The sequence below is a fragment of the Streptomyces sp. NBC_00989 genome, from assembly GCF_045162655.1.
Taxonomy (GTDB): domain Bacteria; phylum Actinomycetota; class Actinomycetes; order Streptomycetales; family Streptomycetaceae; genus Streptomyces.
In genome coordinates this window covers 7,904,810-7,921,671 of the sequence record NZ_CP108728.1, presented here as the reverse complement: position 1 = coordinate 7,921,671, position 16,862 = coordinate 7,904,810, and the positions used below count along the sequence as shown (strand labels likewise).

19 protein-coding genes and 1 tRNA gene are annotated in these 16,862 nt (G+C 69.6%); 8 read left to right on the top strand and 12 right to left on the bottom strand.

Annotated features, from left to right (window positions below; genetic code table 11):
* Positions 1 to 15: 15 nt before the first annotated feature.
* Both OG714_RS35425 and OG714_RS35420 read right to left on the bottom strand, forming a co-directional pair.
* The gene (locus OG714_RS35425; RefSeq protein ID WP_406127189.1) at positions 16 to 516 is read right to left on the bottom strand and encodes a GNAT family N-acetyltransferase; all 501 of its coding nucleotides are present in this window, start codon (positions 514 to 516) and stop codon (positions 16 to 18) included.
* Between the two features lie 120 nt (positions 517 to 636).
* Positions 637 to 1,188: an SMI1/KNR4 family protein gene (locus OG714_RS35420; protein WP_406127187.1), complete on the bottom strand. Its 552-nt coding sequence runs from the start codon at positions 1,186 to 1,188 to the stop codon at positions 637 to 639.
* A gap of 92 nt (positions 1,189 to 1,280) precedes the next feature.
* Between OG714_RS35420 and OG714_RS35415 the strand changes: the two genes are divergently transcribed.
* On the top strand, positions 1,281 to 1,634 hold the full coding sequence (locus OG714_RS35415; RefSeq protein ID WP_406127185.1) for a hypothetical protein: 354 nt from the start codon (positions 1,281 to 1,283) through the stop codon (positions 1,632 to 1,634).
* Positions 1,635 to 1,745: 111 nt separating this feature from the next.
* On the opposite strand, the gene OG714_RS35410 is transcribed toward OG714_RS35415, so the two are convergent.
* Positions 1,746 to 2,117, bottom strand: a complete 372-nt coding sequence (locus tag OG714_RS35410; protein WP_406127183.1) for a hypothetical protein — start codon at positions 2,115 to 2,117, stop codon at positions 1,746 to 1,748.
* A gap of 123 nt (positions 2,118 to 2,240) precedes the next feature.
* Between OG714_RS35410 and OG714_RS35405 the strand changes: the two genes are divergently transcribed.
* Positions 2,241 to 3,074 (top strand): hypothetical protein, encoded by an 834-nt coding sequence (locus OG714_RS35405; protein ID WP_406127181.1) that lies wholly within the window; start codon positions 2,241 to 2,243, stop codon positions 3,072 to 3,074.
* Here OG714_RS35405 and OG714_RS35400 read toward each other — a convergent pair.
* The 3 genes from OG714_RS35400 to OG714_RS35390 all read right to left on the bottom strand — a co-directional run bounded on the left by OG714_RS35400 (position 3,071) and on the right by OG714_RS35390 (position 4,596).
* The gene (locus OG714_RS35400; RefSeq protein WP_406127179.1) at positions 3,071 to 3,490 is read right to left on the bottom strand and encodes a hypothetical protein; all 420 of its coding nucleotides are present in this window, start codon (positions 3,488 to 3,490) and stop codon (positions 3,071 to 3,073) included. The two genes, OG714_RS35405 and OG714_RS35400, sit on opposite strands and share 4 nt — an antisense overlap.
* Positions 3,491 to 3,618: 128 nt before the next feature.
* Complete coding sequence (locus tag OG714_RS35395; protein ID WP_406127177.1) at positions 3,619 to 4,011, bottom strand: hypothetical protein; 393 nt, start codon at positions 4,009 to 4,011, stop codon at positions 3,619 to 3,621.
* 219 nt (positions 4,012 to 4,230) lie between these two features.
* Positions 4,231 to 4,596: a VOC family protein gene (locus OG714_RS35390; RefSeq protein ID WP_406127176.1), complete on the bottom strand. Its 366-nt coding sequence runs from the start codon at positions 4,594 to 4,596 to the stop codon at positions 4,231 to 4,233.
* A gap of 100 nt (positions 4,597 to 4,696) precedes the next feature.
* On the opposite strand from OG714_RS35390, the gene OG714_RS35385 reads away from it, so the two are divergent.
* Complete coding sequence (locus OG714_RS35385) at positions 4,697 to 5,662, top strand: helix-turn-helix transcriptional regulator (RefSeq protein ID WP_406127174.1); 966 nt, start codon at positions 4,697 to 4,699, stop codon at positions 5,660 to 5,662.
* Positions 5,663 to 5,752: 90 nt separating this feature from the next.
* Here OG714_RS35385 and OG714_RS35380 read toward each other — a convergent pair whose 3' ends face one another.
* Positions 5,753 to 6,349 carry a hypothetical protein gene (locus OG714_RS35380; protein WP_406127172.1) on the bottom strand — a complete coding sequence of 199 codons (597 nt, stop codon included), beginning with the start codon at positions 6,347 to 6,349 and terminating at the stop codon, positions 5,753 to 5,755.
* A gap of 52 nt (positions 6,350 to 6,401) precedes the next feature.
* Here OG714_RS35380 and OG714_RS35375 point away from each other — a divergent pair, with 52 nt between their 5' ends.
* A complete protein-coding gene (locus OG714_RS35375; protein ID WP_406127170.1) occupies positions 6,402 to 7,145 on the top strand; it encodes an HAD family hydrolase in 744 nt (247 codons plus the stop codon).
* 14 nt (positions 7,146 to 7,159) lie between these two features.
* Here the strand turns inward: OG714_RS35375 and OG714_RS35370 are convergent.
* Positions 7,160 to 7,234 (bottom strand) — tRNA-Val (locus OG714_RS35370).
* Between the two features lie 319 nt (positions 7,235 to 7,553).
* Between OG714_RS35370 and OG714_RS35365 the strand changes: the two genes are divergently transcribed.
* Together OG714_RS35365 and OG714_RS35360 are read left to right on the top strand one after the other, a co-directional pair.
* The gene (locus tag OG714_RS35365; RefSeq protein ID WP_406132072.1) at positions 7,554 to 8,285 is read left to right on the top strand and encodes a DUF4097 family beta strand repeat-containing protein; all 732 of its coding nucleotides are present in this window, start codon (positions 7,554 to 7,556) and stop codon (positions 8,283 to 8,285) included.
* A gap of 71 nt (positions 8,286 to 8,356) precedes the next feature.
* Positions 8,357 to 9,751 (top strand): hypothetical protein, encoded by a 1,395-nt coding sequence (locus tag OG714_RS35360; protein WP_406127168.1) that lies wholly within the window; start codon positions 8,357 to 8,359, stop codon positions 9,749 to 9,751.
* 26 nt (positions 9,752 to 9,777) lie between these two features.
* Here OG714_RS35360 and OG714_RS35355 read toward each other — a convergent pair whose 3' ends face one another.
* Positions 9,778 to 10,638 carry an SDR family oxidoreductase gene (locus OG714_RS35355; protein WP_406132071.1) on the bottom strand — a complete coding sequence of 287 codons (861 nt, stop codon included), beginning with the start codon at positions 10,636 to 10,638 and terminating at the stop codon, positions 9,778 to 9,780.
* Between the two features lie 103 nt (positions 10,639 to 10,741).
* Between OG714_RS35355 and OG714_RS35350 the strand changes: the two genes are divergently transcribed.
* Complete coding sequence (locus tag OG714_RS35350; protein WP_406127166.1) at positions 10,742 to 11,449, top strand: TetR/AcrR family transcriptional regulator; 708 nt, start codon at positions 10,742 to 10,744, stop codon at positions 11,447 to 11,449.
* A 69-nt stretch (positions 11,450 to 11,518) separates the two neighbouring features.
* Here OG714_RS35350 and OG714_RS35345 read toward each other — a convergent pair whose 3' ends face one another.
* From OG714_RS35345 to OG714_RS35335, 3 genes are all read right to left on the bottom strand, one after another.
* Positions 11,519 to 12,688, bottom strand: a complete 1,170-nt coding sequence (locus OG714_RS35345) for an amidase domain-containing protein (protein WP_406127164.1) — start codon at positions 12,686 to 12,688, stop codon at positions 11,519 to 11,521.
* Positions 12,689 to 12,797: 109 nt separating this feature from the next.
* A complete protein-coding gene (locus OG714_RS35340; protein ID WP_406127162.1) occupies positions 12,798 to 14,078 on the bottom strand; it encodes a hypothetical protein in 1,281 nt (426 codons plus the stop codon).
* A gap of 53 nt (positions 14,079 to 14,131) precedes the next feature.
* Positions 14,132 to 16,315 (bottom strand): transglycosylase domain-containing protein, encoded by a 2,184-nt coding sequence (locus OG714_RS35335; RefSeq protein ID WP_406132070.1) that lies wholly within the window; start codon positions 16,313 to 16,315, stop codon positions 14,132 to 14,134.
* 301 nt (positions 16,316 to 16,616) lie between these two features.
* Here OG714_RS35335 and OG714_RS35330 point away from each other — a divergent pair, with 301 nt between their 5' ends.
* A complete protein-coding gene (locus OG714_RS35330; RefSeq protein ID WP_406127160.1) occupies positions 16,617 to 16,829 on the top strand; it encodes a zinc ribbon domain-containing protein in 213 nt (70 codons plus the stop codon).
* Positions 16,830 to 16,862 lie beyond the last annotated feature (33 nt).

Below are 16,862 nucleotides of genomic sequence, written 5' to 3'. Positions count from 1 at the left end.
CCAATGACCGGCGGGTCACCCGTCGAGATCAACCCGCCAGTCGTTGGAGGGGAACCAGCACCCCTTGGGGTACTCGAACTCCACCTCACCGAGCAGGGTGAACCCGGCTTTGCGGCACACCGAGTTGGACGCGTGATGACCGACGCTCGGAAAGGCATGCAGATACCGGTGCCGCCCATCGGCTCGCGCCACGTCGACAACGGCACGGGCCGCCCGGGCGGCGAGCCCGCGCCCCTGGAACTCGGGCAACACCCCCCACCCGGTCTCCCACACCGACTCGCCCCGCCACTCCCGCTCCCAGAACCCGATCGACCCGACGGTCTCCCCACTCCCCGCCAGCTCGACCCGGTACATGCACCCCCGCTCCAACTCGACATACCGCCGATGCCGAGCAGCGACCTGCGCCTCACCCTCGGGACCCCCCAAGTGCGCGGTCATCTCAGGGCTGTTGAGCCGCTCCAACAACCAGAAGTCACCGTCACCCCAGGGCTGAAGCCTCACGAGTTCCACGTCCATGCCGAGCACCCTAGGCGCCCCCACTGACATCCGACTTCGCCAACTCCACCCCGTCCACGACCAGCGACACGTACACGGCGACAGGCACCCGCCGTTCCGGCTCCCCGGCGGGCGGGGCACTCAGGGGCGCCGCAGCCACGCCGTGTACCAGGTGCGAAAGTCCGGGCCCACCGGGACGAAGCCGCCCCAGTCGGGGTCGATCTGCCAGACCTCGCCCGTCCACGGGCCGTTCAGGATCAGCCTGACGTAGATGCCGCAGCCCTCTTCGGCCAGCATGAGCGTGCCGCGGGTCAGATCGAGGGCCGATCGGCCGATACGGCCGGGAAGAGGTTCGGCGAGGGGGAACAGTTCGGCGAGTCGGCCCGACAGCCGGTCCTCTTCCCACTCGTCGTCCACGGCCCACTCCTCGCCGGCCTCCGGGCGGGGAACGGTCAACGGCATCAACCCGTGGCCAGGACCGGCGGGCCCGTCACCCACCTCCGTGACGAAGGACCGGTACTCCGCCGGCAGATCGATGCCATGGGTCGCCTCGAACGCCCCGACCTCCACCTCCGACAACGCGGGCGACAGCTCGTACCGGTGCGCATCCGCCCCGAAGCGCGACCGGTCCGGGTCCCGCGCCGCCAGCTCCCGTATCCGGGCACGTACGCCGCCCTGGTCCCAGCGCTCCATCCGGCGACCGTAGCAACAACTTCCCCAACCCGATCGTGTGAAGTCCCCCAAGGAACTCGCGACCCAAATTCGAACAGGCGTAGCATTAGCGCGTGCCTACGACCTACGACTTCCCGAGTGACCTCCTCGCCGGTCAGGAGGAACTGCATCAGGTCCGGGCCGAGCTGTCGGCCCTGCTGAAGCGGCTGCCCTGGTCGGTCGAGCCCCTGGACGGGTTCAGCGACACGGGCGGCTGGCGCAAGGTGGAGCGCCCCGCCTCCCCCGGCTGGACGCCCGACGAACAGGCCGAGGTGGAGAAGCTCCGGCAGCGGGAGCACGAGCTCGCGGTCTTCGTCAGCGGCCACCGTTTCTGGACGGAGGTCGCGGCGACGGAGCGCGTGGAGGGCCGGATGCGGCTGAAGCACGCCCATGAGCCGCCGGAGGCGGCGGACGACAAGGGCGACTGAGAAGACTGAGCGACTACGGCGGCCAGGGCGACACGAGTCGACGTAAGCCTTGGATCGTCGAAGCAGCCGCGAGGCGGCGATCACAGGTACGGGCAGTTCTGCCGCCCCCAACTACGGCTTTCGCAGCGCCCGTTGGGCCACCAACAGGGCCGTCACGACCGTCACAGCCCCCACGGCACCGGCACCGACACCGACGGCCCGGAAGCCCCGCGTCGACCGCCACGACAGGACCGACCACCGCGACTGCGCGGACAGCACGGACCCGGTACTCAGCCACGACCCGGCCGAGACCAGCGACAGGGCCGAGCCGATCGATCCGACCGACAGCGCGCTCCCGATCGACCCGACGGACAGGCTCGACCCGACGGACCCGATGGACAGCACCGACCCCACCGAGCCGATCGACAACACCGAGTCCTTCGACCAGAGGGACAACACGGAGCCGGTTGCGTCGGCGCCAGGTCCAGTGCGAGGTCTGCTCATGGACCCATCCTGCCCAGCGTCCCCGGAAACCGCGACACCGCCGGACCGAATGGCCGACGCGGTCGACCCCCACGGCCTCAACTCCCCACCCCCCAAAGGGAATGTCAGGGATAGCCTGACGCCATGACCGATGCCGAAGACGCGTCCTCCGTGCCGGCCTCGCCCGAGCTCCACAGGCTGTCGCCGCGCGACGAGTCACGCGTGGCCCTTGCCCTGACGCTCCGTCAACTGGCCGACGCGGTCCTGGATGCCGTGCCGGTCGAGCCGGACCCCGCGCCGGGCGACCTGCTCCGTACCGCCCTGCGGCTTCAGCGTCGCATGGAGGACGTGGTGCGGGAGGCGGTGGTCGCCGAGCGCGAACGCGGCACCACGTGGAACCAGATCGGTGACGCCGTCGGCATCACCCGGCAGTCCGCCCACGAGAAGTGGTACAGCGACGTCCACGGCTGGGCGGCCATCGGGCGCAGCGCCCTGCCGCCGGAACTGAAGACGCTGGAGGTGGCGGCCGAGGCGGACACCCGCTACGCCAGGCTGCGCCCCGACCGACCGCACGCGGTCACCGCGGGCCTGGACGCGATCCGCTTCCCCGGCTCCCACGCCTACGAGGCCAGCCTGCGCGCCCGCGGCTCCGCCCTCCACCTCCGCCGCACCGACCTGGACGCGCGCGCCACCGAACTCAACGACGAATACGGCGACTTGCACGCCCATGGCCCTACCTCCGCCCTCGTCGGAGACGACCCGCTCCTCATCGAGACCCACCGCGGCCACGCGGACGCGGTACGCGCCAACCGGCTCGCGATCGCGGCGGTCCACGACGAGATCGCCGCCATCTACGACGAACTCACCACCGCGGAGCCCTCTTTGGCGGACGAACACCACACCCAGTCCACCTGGCACCACAACGCCGCGGACCAGGCCCGCAGTTACGCCCACCTGCTCAACGGCGGGAGGAGTTAGAGCTGGTCCCGCCACCACGGCGTGCCGGGACCGCCGGCCTGGATGGTCCTCGCCCTCGTCAGGATCTTGTCGTCGAGGGCGGAGACCAGGACGCGCAGTTCGCGTGCGCTCTTCGCGGGCAGGGCGTGCAGCACGGCTTCGAGGTGATCGCGGAAGTACCCCATGTCACAACAGCCGGGGATACCACACCGGTTGGCGGTCACCGAGTCCGCGATCAGCCTGAGCGGGCCGTGGGCGAGGGCCTTCCAGTGCCAGAACGCCTCCGCTGTCTCGTCGGGCAGAAAGCGGGAGCGTTCGAGCCGGCGCAGATCGGCCGTGCAGGAGCCCGACAGGCGGTCGATGCACGGGTACCGTCGCCGGCTCACGTGCCGGACGGGGAGTTCGCCCCGCAGGGCGGACGGGCGCCTACGCGGCATCGCCCTTTCGGTTGTCGGTCATGAGGGCAAGGTACAGAACCGCGCATCGGGCGGCCACCGGGTATCCGTCGGTTGTCCCTGGGTTGTCCGTGTGCTTGTGGACGGCCGCGATGCGATCTGACACCTCATCAACTCCCCACGTTGGCAGGCACGCAGACATACGCAGGGGGTTGCGCCCCGCCGTCGTGCGGGAAGTCCAGGACGGCCGGGTAGGTCATGCGGGTGTCCGGGTACGAGTCCGCGCAGACCGGAGGACTGGCCTGGAAGACGGAGCTGCCGTCCGCCTGGATCGCCAGTCCGTGCGCGCCGACCAGATCGGCCCCGCACTGATACCCCGGGGCGTTCATGAGCAGGCTGGCGTCCCTCCCCGCCGGATGGCGCAGGAGCAGAGCCGTGCGGACCCCGACGACGATCGCCACGGTTCCCCCTGCCGTCGTGGCCTTCCAAGGGAAGCGCCGGGGCGGGTCCGCACGGATGACCGGGATGTTCTCCAGGGTGTCGCCGTTGCGGAAGGCGAGCATCTCATCGGGGCGTGGCAGTCTCTGCGGACTCGACGGCCGGTCCTGCCATCCCGCATCACCGTGCAGCCGCCGCCGATCTACCCACGTGCCGGCGCATGCGCGAGAGATACCCGTCTCAGCGGCGACGTGGGCGGTGGGACGTGTCCGGCACCGCCTCACGAGCCGCCTGCCGACGGCAGGCGCGACACGTGTCGTGCGCGCCTGCCGCATTGCGGCCTTTCAGCCCCGCGGTGCGACGCGGATACGGTTCCCGTCGGGATCGGCTGCGAGGAAGGTCAGCCCGAACCCCGCATCATGAGGCTCGCTCAGGATCGTGACCCCCTTGGAATTCCACTGCTCAAAGGTCGCGTTGAGCTCGTCGGGTCCACCGTCGACGGCCAGGCACACCTCACTGGTGCGCGGGACGTCCGGTGACAGTTCCTCGAACTGGCCGGACCACAGACCGAGGTCGGCGCCCGGCCCGAGGTCGAAGGTGATGTATCCCGGCGTCTCGAACGAGGGGCTCATGCCGAGGAGGTCGCCGTAGAAACGAGCTGCGGCGGGAGCGTCGTTCACGTAGACGATGGACACGACGGATCTGGTCATGGTTGTTCCTTCTCACAGGCTCGCAGGTGGTAGGTACGCATCCACCAGCCTGAACGGGATATGCGCCGCATCGTGTCGCAATTCCTGAAAAAATTAGTGGGTGACTCCGGACCGCTTCTTCACCCTGATGCTGCTCCTCGAATCGAGGGATGCCGTGACCACACAGGAACTCGCCTCAGCGCTCGGGGTGTCCCTTCGAACCATCAACCGGGATCTGAACTGGCTCCGCGACGCCGGTCTGCCGGTGACCGCACACCGGGGCCGCCTCGGAGGCGTGACCATGCTGCCCGGGTCCGGGCCCGACCTCAGGCGGCTCACACCGGGCGAGCGTGATCATCTGTCGCTCACCGGGCTGGACGAGAAGCAGCGTGCGGAGCTCGACGCATCGGCCGAAAGCCGGCGGGCGCTCTCCAAGATCGCCGCTGCACAGCCACGCCGAGGTCATGAGCTCCTGCCGCTCACCGACGTAGTGCACGTGGACAGCCGTCCCTGGCGTCAGGCACAAGCTTCCGGCGTGACCCCGGCTTCGCTGATCGGCGCGGTGCGGCGAGGTCGCCGGCTACGGATCGAGTACGACAGTCCACGCGAGTCATGCCCACGCGACCTGGTCGTGGACCCCTACGGGCTGTTCGCCAAGGCCGGCATCTGGTACCTCGTCGCCGACTGTGCCGGAGTGCCACGGATGTACCGACTCGAACGGATCACGACGTGGAAAGAGGTCGACCAGCCACGACGGATCCGCGAGAGCCAGACCCTGGCCACCGTCGCCGCGGCGCTCGTTGACCAGTGGGAGCACAACCACGCGATAGAGGTCAGCGCCACCATCGACCGGACCCAGATCGAGCGGGCGCGACGGATCTTCGGCCTACGACTCGTCCCGGACGACCACGAAGAATCCGCCACCGGCCGCAAGGTGACGATCCGCTTCCCGCATCTGGAGGACGTGCGAGCACTACTGCCGTTCGGGAGCGCCATCACTGTGCACGGCCCCGCCGAAGCCAGGGCTCACCTCCGCGACCTCGCCACCGATCTCGCCCGCCACTATGCGCCGTCACCAACGTCCTGACCCGCAACACCTAACAGTCGTACCGATGCGCGTACGGCAACTCCGGGCACCCGCGGCACAGGAAGATGTACCTGCCGCCGAGGTCGCCCATCACCATGTCGAGATCTTCCTCCGCGGTGACGCTGAGCAGGTGTTCCATGCGGTGGCCCCGGTCGCAGAGCGGCCAGTCGGGAGGCTGGTCCCAGTTCGGGTACTCGACCACCTGGGTGGGGACACGGTGCAGGGGCTGGGGACGAACTCCTCGTCGTACTCGCCCGGTTGCGGGGCGGGGATGTCCCGGAGCACGCCGGTGGCGAGCGCGGCCGCCTCGTCGCGCCAGTAGAGCTTCGGCAGTGCCGCGTACGCCTGGTCGTCGGGGTGGATCAGCGGGCACCAGAGCAGTTGGAGCACGTCCGTCCCTTCCGGGAACGGGAGTTCGGGGATGTCGCGGGCGAAGAGCTGGACGACCGGCACCATGGGGACCGTTCCGGTCGAGTTCTTGTCGTCGGGTGGAACGTGGTGTCCCCGTTGTGCGCAGGAAGGCCAGGGCTCGTCCGCCGGCCAGAGCAGGGGGCCGCCCAGGGAACTCTCCCCGACACCGGGAGACCCGCTCCTCGGCGACAGCACCGTCGTCCGCCGGGCGTGAACCGCGAGCTCGGGTATCAGGTCGTCCACGTCGAACGGCGGGCCGGTGACGCTCTGTTCCACGGGTGGAGCCTCCTTGTCCGCGCCCGGTGGCGCGCTCCGTAGGATGCCGTACGTGACCGGAAGCGTCGTGCTGTGGGACTTCGACGGAACCTTGGCGTTCCGGGAGGCCAGGTGGCGCGGGAGTCTGGTGGAGGCGTTGACCGAGGTCGCGCCCGGGCACGGTCTGGTCGCCGCCGACATGGCGCCCGGGCTGCGGGACGGATTCCCCTGGCATCGGCCGGAGACCGGGCATCCCGACCTGAACAGCCCCGACGCGTGGTGGGACGCTCTCCAGCCGCTCTTCGTGCAGGCGTATGTCGGCGCGGGCGTCGATGCCCGGCCGGCCGCCCTCGCCGCGAGCAGGGTGCGGGCGCACTACATCGACGCGAGCCGTTGGACCGTCTTCCCCGACAGCCTCGCCGCGCTGGAGGAACTCACCGCCGCCGGCTGGCTCCACGTCATCGTCAGCAACCATGTGCCGGAACTGGATGGCCTGCTCCGCGATCTCGGGCTCGACCGGCACTTCGCGGGCGTCGTCAACTCCGCGCTCGTCGGCTGGGAGAAGCCGAACCCCCGGATCTTCGAGGCGGCGTTGGACCGGGCCGGGCGTCCCGAGCGGGTCTGGATGATCGGCGACAACCCGGTGGCCGACATCGCCGGCGCCCAGGCCCTCGGAATCCCCGGCATCCTCGTCACTCCGGGACGGGACCACGGACTACGACCGGCCGTACGGCGCATCCTCGATGGGGATGTGGACTCCATGTGGACTTCGATCACGGAAAGAGGCCTCCCGGGGAACTCCCCGGAAGGCCTCTGACCTGCTACTTATCCTGGTGGGCGCGGACGGTTTCGAACCGCCGACATTCGCCTTGTAAGGGCGACGCTCTACCCCTGAGCTACGCGCCCAGGACGAGTCGACAGCCTACATTGCCGGGGGGCCTGTCCTGCAAACCCGTATCGCCAGGGAAGAAGGCCCGGGGGAGGTCAGGGCACTCTCGGGGGTTTTCCCCACCCCGAGTCCGGGAGCGCACCGGATGCCCCCGCCGCGCGCCGCTCTCTACGGTCGAAGGGCGCCGTAGGAGTCACAAGGACTCCGCGTCCGTCCCAGGGGGAAATCACCGTGACCCGCACCGGCACCCGCACGCATAACCACAGTCGTACCCACAGCCACAGCCACAGCCGTACCCGCACCACCCGCGCCCTCACCGCCACCACCACCCTCGCCCTGCTCCTCCTCACCGCCACCGCCTGCGGTACCGCCTCCGCCGGGGACGACAAGCACCCCGATCACCGCACCTTCGCGCTGCCCGGCCGTACCCTCACCGTCGTCTCCGGCGACTCGGCGCTCGAGATCGTCGCCGCGGACGCGAACCCGGCGGGGAAGATCGAGGTCACCCGGTGGTGGCAGGGCAGCGTCGCGATCGGTTCGGATCCCAAGGTGAGCTGGGCGATGGACGGCGACCGGCTGGTGCTGCGGACGAAGTGTTCCGGGGTGATCGCCGACTGTTCGGTCAAGCACCGGATCGAGGTGCCGCGCGGGGTCGCCGTGAACGTGGAGGACGGGGACGGGAGCGTGCGGGCGCGGGGGTTCACGGACGCGCTGAGTGTGCGTACGCACGACGGATCCGTGCACGTGACCGACTCCACCGGGCCGGTGACCCTGCGCAGCGGGGACGGGTCCGTGCACGCCGAGGTGTCGTCCCGGACGGTGCACGCGACCACCGGTGACGGGTCCGTGCATCTCGAACTCGGGGCCGTACCCGACCTGGTGGAGGCCCGCAGTGGCGACGGGTCCGTGACGATCGCGCTGCCCAAGGACGGCGGCGCCAAGTACCGGGTGACCACCAAGACCGGGGACGGATCGGTGGATGTGTCCGTGCCCCGGGACTCGTCGAGTTCTCATGTGGTGACCGCCCACACCGGCGACGGGAAAGTCACGGTGCGGAACGCGAACTGACCGGCCCGTGTGTTCGTCCTCTACCGGTGGGAGAATGACAACGGTCAGGATGGAAGACACGGGAGAGGGATGTGACGGCGACACCAGCGCAGCCGTATTCGCCGCACACACGGCCCCGGCACGGTACCGCCACCGCCCGTGCCGCCCTCGACACCCTCGCGGTGATGAGCCTTCCACTGCTCGTCGGTGTGCTCGTCCTCCCCGCCGCCTTCGCCGGCGGCGGCACCCGGCGCTGGTTCGGCGGGCGGGCGGAGGGTCAGCGGGCCGAGGCGCAGGCGGCGAAGGACGCCGCGGCGGCCGCGTTCTACGAGCTGGACACCGCCCAGCGGGATCTGCGGATCTCGATAGACACCATCACCGCGGTCGACGACTCGCCGGCCGCCCGCCGCGCGGTCACCGACTTCGAGGCGCTGGGCCGCCGCATCGACGAGGCCAGCGGCCGGTACATCAACGCCGTCGACGCGCACGACCTCGACCGCGACGACCTGGAGGCCGCCGCGGCGAACCGCGCGCGCACCGAACTGACCGCAGCCAAGGACCAGTTGGGCCAGGTCAAGCAGGAACTGGACCGGTTCGAGAATGGGCTCGGTCCGCTGCTCGGCAAGGCCGAGACGCAGTTGGCCCTGCTGGCGCCCGCCGTCGAGCGCGCCCGGCAGTCGCTGCTCGCCGCCTCCAACGCCCTGGACGCCGTACGGGCATCCGGGCTGCGCGCCGACGACCTCGCCGCCCGGCTCGCCACGCTCGGGCCGGAGCTGACGAAGCTGAACCAGGGCGCCGGACAGCACGGCGTACCGCAGACGCTGGAGCGGGCGACGCGGGTCGCGCGGGAGGCGGAGGCCATCCGGGCCGCGGCCGACGGGCTGCCCGAGCGGGCCGCCGAGATCGACCACCGGCTCGTCTCCCTGCGCACCCGCGCCCAGGCGCTCACCACCCGCGCCGGCCAGGTCGACCCGGTGCTCAGCGAGCTGCGGCGGCGCTTCTCCGCCGCCTGCTGGCAGGACCTCCAGCAGGTGCCGCAGCAGGCCGGCGAGAACGTACGGCAGGCCGAGCTGAAGCTGAAGGAGGCGCAGGCCGCCCGGGACGCGCAGCGCTGGCCGGACGCCACGTCCCTGCTGTCGACCGTACGGGCGCTGCTGAACACCACCGACGAGGCCGTGTCGGCCGCCGGTGACCGGTTGCGCAGGCTGAACGCCGTGCAGAAGGACCCCCAGCAAGAGATCGACCGCACCCGCTTCGCGATCCGCGACGCCCAGCGCCTCGCCATGTCCGGCCGCACCACCCCCGAACCGCGCCACGCCCGCCCCCTCGACGACGCCGTCGCCCGCCTCGACCGCGCGATCACCACCCTGGAGGGCCGCCACCCCGACTACTGGCACTTCCTGACGGAGACGGAGGCCGTACGCCAGTCCGTGACCCGGGTCGTCGGCCAGATCCGCGAGGAACGCGGAACCCCCGGACACAACTGAGGCTCCTCTCCCAGAACACCGGTCTCCTACGACACCAAGGCCTCCCGCAGTACGTCCCGCAACGATGTCGGCGCTCTCCCGATCAGCTCCCCCAGCACCGGGCTCACCTCAGCGAACTCCCCCTTCCTGCTTGCCCGGAAGAGGCCCACGAGCATGTCCGCCTGTTCCTCCGGGACGTCGTGGGAGACCAGCCCCGCCCGGTACTCCTCGTCCGTCACCGTCACGCGCTTGATCGTGCGGCCCGTGATCGACGAGGCGAGGGCGGCCACCTCCGCGAGGTCGAGCGCCTCCGTGCCGGTGAGCGGCGGGGTCACCTCGTCGAACCGGCCCTCGTCCGCCAGCGCCAGCGCCGCCGCCTCGGCCAGGTCGGCGTGGGCCGTCCAGGACACCGGGCCGTCCTCCGGCGCGGACAGCTCGCCGGTCCTGAGGGCGGCGCCGAGGAGCAGCACGGTCGTAGCGGCGTAGAAGCCGTTGCGCAACGACGTGAACGGGACGCCCGACGTGCGCAGCACCGCCTCCGTCTCCGCGTGGTCGGGCATCGGGGCGAAGGGCGAGGCCGGGTTGGCGCCCATGTGGCTGGTGTAGAGGATGCGGCGGGCGCCGGAATCCCGGGCCGCCGCTATCGCCGTACGGTGCTGCCGCAGAGCCGTGTCGCCCGTGCTCGCGGCGGACACCAGGAGGATCTGCTCGGCCCCCTCGAAGGCGCCGGTCAGGCTCGCGGGGTCGTCGAAGTCGCCCCGACGGACCTGAACTCCCCGCTCCCCCAGCGCCTTTGCCCGCTCCGGGTCGCGGACGCTCACGGCGATCCGCTCGGCGGGGACCCGGACGAGCAGCCGGTCCACGACTCCCCTGCCCAGTTGCCCATTGGCTCCGGTGACGACGATCACGACGACTACCTCCATGAAGAACAGCCTGCATCAACCGCTAACGCTCGCAACAGTAGCACCGCTACCGAACAAGCGCTAACGAGTTTCTGTTAGCGTTCCGCCCATGTCTGCCGACGACGACAACCGCAGCCCCCGCGACCGCATCCTCGCCGCCACCGCCAAGCTCCTCACCGAGGGCGGTCGCGAGGCCGTGTCGACGCGGGCCGTCGGCAGCGCGGCCGGGGTCCAGGCGCCGACCATCTACCGGCTCTTCGGCGACAAGCAGGGACTCCTCGACGCGGTCGCCACGGAGGGCTTCGCGGCCTATCTCGACAGCAAGACCGACCTGGCCCCCACCGCCGACCCGGTCGCCGACCTGCGCGCCGGCTGGGACCTGCACATCGGCTTCGGTCTCGCGAACCCGGCGCTGTACCTGCTCATGTACGCCGAGCCCCGCCCCGGAGCGACCCCGCCGAAGGCCGCCGTCGCGGGCGCCGAGATCCTCGCCGGGCACATCCACCGCATCGCCGAGGCGGGCCGGCTCCGGGTCGGCGAGGAGCGTGCCGCCCAGCTCGTGCACGCGGCCGGCAGCGGTACGGCGATCAGTCTCATCGGCCTGCCCGAGGACCGGCGCGACCTCGAACTGTCCACGCTGGCAAGGGAGTCCGTGATCGCCGCGATCACCACCGAGGCCCCGGTGAGCGACTCCCCCGGCCCGGTCCCCGCCGCCGTCGCCCTGCGCGCCGTACTCCAGCGGACCGACGTCCTCACCGACGGCGAGCTGAGCCTCCTGCGCGAGTGGCTCGACCGGATCGCCCGCGACCGGCCCTGAACGCGGATCGGCCCCCGGTCGCCAAGCTGAGCGACTGGGGGCCGATGAGGCTGTGCGGGACTACGAACCTCAGGTGCGGTAGGCGTAGTAGTACGCGTTCGGGTACGACGCGACGAGGCTCGCCACCGACCTGCGCAGGGTGTTGTTCGAGTGGTACGTGACGTACGGGATGCCGTTGCTCTTGGCCGTCACGATCATCGTGTGGTCCTTCGAACCGTCCCGGTCGAAGTCCATCTGGAGGACGTCGCCGACCTCCAGCTGGTAGACGTTGGCGAGCGGGGTGGTGCGCTTGGAGTTCTGCGCGAACCAGGACCACTCGTTGACGCCGACGAAGGAGTCCGACTGGATGTCGGCGGTGCCGAACCACTTCGTGTAGTCGTACACATAGCCCGGGACGTGCTTCCAGCCGCCGGCCTTCAGGGACTGGCTGACGAAGTTGGTGCAGTCGCCGCCGTCCGCGTGGCCGTTGAAGTCCGGGTAGGCGGTGTTGTAGACGTTCCAGTACTTCTCGGCGTACGTCGCCATCGCCTTGTAGTCGTACGTCGTGCTCGTCTTCGGGACCGCCACCGGGTTGCGGGTGGTGGCCGCGCGCGGCGCGTCCGGCGTGGTGTTGCCGTCGTCGGCCGGGGCGGGCGACGCCTTGACCGCGGGCTTGGCCACCGTGTTCACGGCGAGACCGCCGGTGTCGGTGTCCTGGATGTTCGAGAGCTGCCAGGTGCCCTGCTGGTCGGCCTTGAAGGTCAGTTCGTGGTGGGCCTGGAAGCCGGTGGTCTTCGGCTCGTTCCCCGTGGCCTTCGCGTACGTCAGCGTGGTCGTCTCGGTGACGTCGGCCTTCGCGGTCCGGCCGGTCACCCGGGTCGCGTCCAGCGTCACCTTGGTGGTGCCCGTGCTGTACGTCTCGCCGAGCTTCGCGATGCTGCTCTGGCGGCCGCGCAGCTGGCTCAGCGCCGACTTCTCGTCGCGCGACTGGGTGCTGGAGAGGCGGACGTCGCCGGAGAAGCGCGAGGTGCTCTGCTTCGTACCGGCCCCGTGGACGAGCGCCTGGGTGCGGTCGGTGAAGACCGCGTCGGCCAGCTTCTGGAAGGTCGCCTTGGTCGCGGCGTTCACGGTCGGGTCGTCGACGACGGCAGCGCCCGCGCTCCAGTTGGGCACGAGGGCGACGCCGGCGACGACCGAGGCGGCGGCCGCCGAGACTATGGCCGTACGGCTCCGCTTACGGCTCAGTTTTCTGGATTTCAATGGTGTTCCCCTCTACGCCGGTACGCCTACCGGGCGAGGGCATCTTCGCACGCCATGTGTGGCTCCTGTGAAGGGGGTTGCACTTGGTCAGTTCACCAGTCCCGAGAGGTCACTTGACCACCGTGGACCAGTCCGGCGACTGGGCCGGGTCCAGGCTGCGCAACTGCTGCAAAGTCTGGGGCGACTGAACGTCCATCCAGTCCGAAAGCTCCCTGAAGGAAACGCACTTGACGCCCTTCTTCGTGCAGATCCTCGGGATGATCTGGTCGATGGCCTTCATGTAGATGCTGCCGTTCCAGTTCTCGAAGTGGTTGCCGATGAACAGGGGTGCCCGGCTGCCGTAGTAGACGCGGTTGAAGCCGGCCATGTACGAGTCGACGGTCTTCTTCTCCCAGTCGGCGAACTTCGCGGGGTCGCCCTGGGTGGAACCGCCCGACTGGTTGTAGAGGAAGTTGAAGTCCATCGACAGGGCCTGGATGTTGTCCCCGTAGGGGAGCAGTTCGAGCGGGAAGTCCCAGAGGCCGTCCTTCTTGGTGGGCCATATCTGGAAGTCGCCCGGTGAGCTGGCGTCGTAGCGCCAGCCATAACCCTTCAGCGCCTTCAGGAGGTTGGGCTGGCCCTCCAGGCACGGAGCGCGGCCGCCGACGACCTCCTTCTTGAAGTCGAAGGGCAGGGCCGGGATGTCGGTGTAGCCGGTGTTGGTCTTCCAGTTCTCGACGAACGAGAAGAACTGGTCGATCTCGCTCTTCCACTGCGCGACGCTCCACTCACCGCCGCCCTTGGCCTCGCAGAAGTGGCCGTTGAAGTGGGTACCGATGTCGTTGCCCTGCTCGTAGGCCAGGCGGAGTTGCTCCAGCGTGTCGCGGATGTGCTGGTCGGTCGGGAAGTCGATCGCGGCCGAGCCCACCGGGTGCATCGGCGGGTGGTACAGGTCCCTCTTGCTCTTGGGCAGCAGATAGATGCCCGTGAGGAAGAAGGTCATGTGGGCGTTGTACTCCTTGGCCATCTCCCGGTAGTGCGAGAACAGTTTGTCGTCGCCCTGAAGCGCCCCGTCCCAGGAGAAGACGACGAACTGGGGCGGCTTCTCACCGGGCTTGAGCGGCACGGCCTTCAACTGGTCCTGCTGCGGCCCCGTGTACGAGGTCGAGCCGTCCCCCAGCACCTGCGTCTTGCCGTCCCAGGCGGGTTCCTTGGTCGACTTCGGCTCGGCGTTCTTGCCGGCCGACGCGGTCGGCGCCGTGTTGTCCCGGTTCAACGCCAGATACCCGGTCACCAGCGAGGCGACGACGAGGAACACGGCCAGGGTGAGGAATCCCGGCTTGGGGCTACGACGGCGCGGTTCAGGGGCTCTGCGGCGGCGGCCGGACGGTGCCTTCGTCCGAGGCTTCATGGGCGGCTCATTCTGCGAGGAGGTGGCGGTTGCGCTGCGGTGGTCAGCCGAGCTCAGCCGAGCGGGGTCATGGCTCTCGACCAGATGCCGTAGGGGACGTCGGTGACTGGGGTGCCGGAAACTCCCTTCAGGGGCAGGGGTTCCAGGCTCTTGCTCAGGTCGATGCGGTAGACGACGACGGCGGTCGACACGGACTTGGCCGTCCCGACGTACCAGGCCGCGGTGTCGTCCTGCGTGGTGCCGGTCTTGCCCGCCACCTCGGCCCCGGCGGTCTTGGCGGCGGTGGGGTGCGCGAGGCCGAAGGAGTCCGTGAGCGCCTCCGTCACCTCACTCGCGGTCTCCTTGCTCATCGCCCGGTTCGGCTCCGGCCGCTCCAGGGCGACCGCGGCACCGTTGCGGGTGATACGGCGGACCGAGTACGGCTCCGTGTGGACGCCCCCGGCGTCGAACGTGCCGTACGCGCTCGCCATGCGCAGCGCGCTGGGCGTGGCGTTGCCCAGCGACAGCGCGGGTACCTGTGCCCCGAAGCTGGAGGACAGCAGTCCGGCCGCCTCGGCGGTCTTCCGTACGGTCGTCAGGCCGGTGTCCATGCCGAGCTGCATGAACGGGGTGTTCACGGACCGGGCGAGGGCCTGGCGCAGACTGATCTGCCCGTAGGACTTGTCGCCGTCGTTGTGCGCGGCGACCTTCTTGCCGCTGCGGTCCCAGTACGGCCCCTCCGGTGTGGTGACCGGCACGCCGTCGTCCCCGTCGTACAGCGTGTCCGGGGTGACCGGAGTCGGCGGTCTGCCACGGGTCTTGGTGACCCCGTGCTCCAGGGCGGCCGCGTACACGAACGGCTCGAAGGCCGAACCGGCGGGCACAGTCGTGGAGTTGGAGTCGTTGTAGCCCTGCGTACGGTGGTCGGGGCCGCCGTAGACGGCGAGGATCCGGCCGTCGGAGGCCACCGAGGAGGCGCCGTAGTGCGCGGTCTTCGCCGTGTCGGCGTTCTTCTTCCGCGCGTCCTTGCGGGCCTTGTTCACGGCGTCCGTCAGCTCGGTCTCCCGGTCGCGGTCGAACGTCGTGTAGATCTGGTAGCCGCCGAGGTCGAAGTCCTTGTCCGAGATGTTCGCGGTCTTCTTCACGTACTGCGTGGCCAGTTCGACCAGGTAGTCGCTCTGCTTGCCGGTGTCGTAGGTCTTCGACTGCTTGAGCGGCTCGGGGAAGGTCTTGTACGTGGCGCGCTCGGCCGGCGACAGCTTGCCGATCTTCACCATGCGGTCGAGGATCCACGACCAGCGGGCCACCGCCCGGGCGTGGTTGGCCTTGCTGAGCGTCGGGTCGTAGAGGCCGGCGCCCTTCAGCAGCGAGGCGAGGAAGGCGCCTTGGCTCGCGTTGAGCTGGCTGACGTCCTTGCCGTAGTACGCCTGGGAGGCGCGTTGCAGACCGTAGGTGCCGCGGCCGAACCAGCTGGTGTTGAGATAGCCCTCAAGGATCTTGTCCTTGCTCATCTTGTTGTCGAGCTTGAGGGAGATCATCGCCTCGGTGAACTTGCGGCTCACCGTCTGGTTCTGGGTCAGGTAGACGTTCTTCACGTACTGCTGGGTGATCGTCGAGCCGCCCTCGGTGTCCCCCTCGCCGACCGTGCGGTAGAGGGCGCGGGCGATGCCCTTCATGGAGATGCCGGGGTCGCTGTAGAAGCTCTCGTTCTCCGCCGCGAGCACCGCCCAGCGGACGTCGGTCGGGATGTCCTTCAGCGGCATCGCCTGCCGCTGCACCCAGCCGGTCCGGGCCATGGGCGTCCCGTCGGACCAGAAGTACACGTTGTCCTGCTGGGTGGCGTACGAGTTGAGGTTCGAGGGGATGTCGGTCGCCGCGTACGAGACGACCAGGAACAGTCCGCTGAGACCTAGGGAGGCGAGCACGCCCCCCGCCCCCTGCCGCCAGGAGGGCATCCAGCGGCGCCAGCCGATACGGCCCGGGCGCGGGTACTGCGGGCGCAGCTTGCGGACGTACGGCGTGAGGAAGATCACGACCGGGGCGAGGCGGGCGGTAACGGGGGCAAAACGGGTACGGAGGACAGCGGCGAGGCGGGAGAGACGGTTGCGGAGGGACGCGCGGTGGGCTTTGCGCCCCCGGTGCCGTACCGGCTTCGTCTCCCCCTCGGGTATCTCCGGCGCCTCGGGTATCTCCAGATCGGACAACCGCAGCTGCATGGTCTCGTCCGGCCTGAACCCGGCGGGGAGCTTCAACTGCATGGTCTCGTCCGGTGCCTGGCGCTCCTCCCCGTCCCCCTCGTGGGTCACGACGCGACTCCCCTCCGCACTCCGTATTGCTCGCACAGGCAGACGCATTGACGTACGAGGGTCTGAAATGGTTGCCGTGAACACGACTGCAAATCCCGGTTCCCCCCGGCCTCACAGATCACGCGGCGCCCTCAAATTACCAGTGGTCTTCGCAAGTTCTCCATATAAGAAAACGACAGAACAGGACACAGCCGAAACCTTCATGAAAAAACAAGGTGCCGTACTCATGTGAGGTGGGGGTTAGCCTGAGGCCATGCCTCGCTACGAGTACCGCTGCCGCACGTGCGGATCCACGTTCGAACTGAGTCGGCCGATGGCGGAGTCGTCCGCGCCGGCGGCGTGCCCCTCCGGGCATGACGACACCGTGAAGCTGCTGTCGGCCGTGGCGGTGGGGGGTACGTCCTCTGCCCCCGCGGCCGGAGGGGGCGGCGGGGGCGGTTGTTGTGGTGGAGGGTGCTGCGGCTAGGCACCGTCTGTGCGTTGCGCTGTTGGGTGCGGG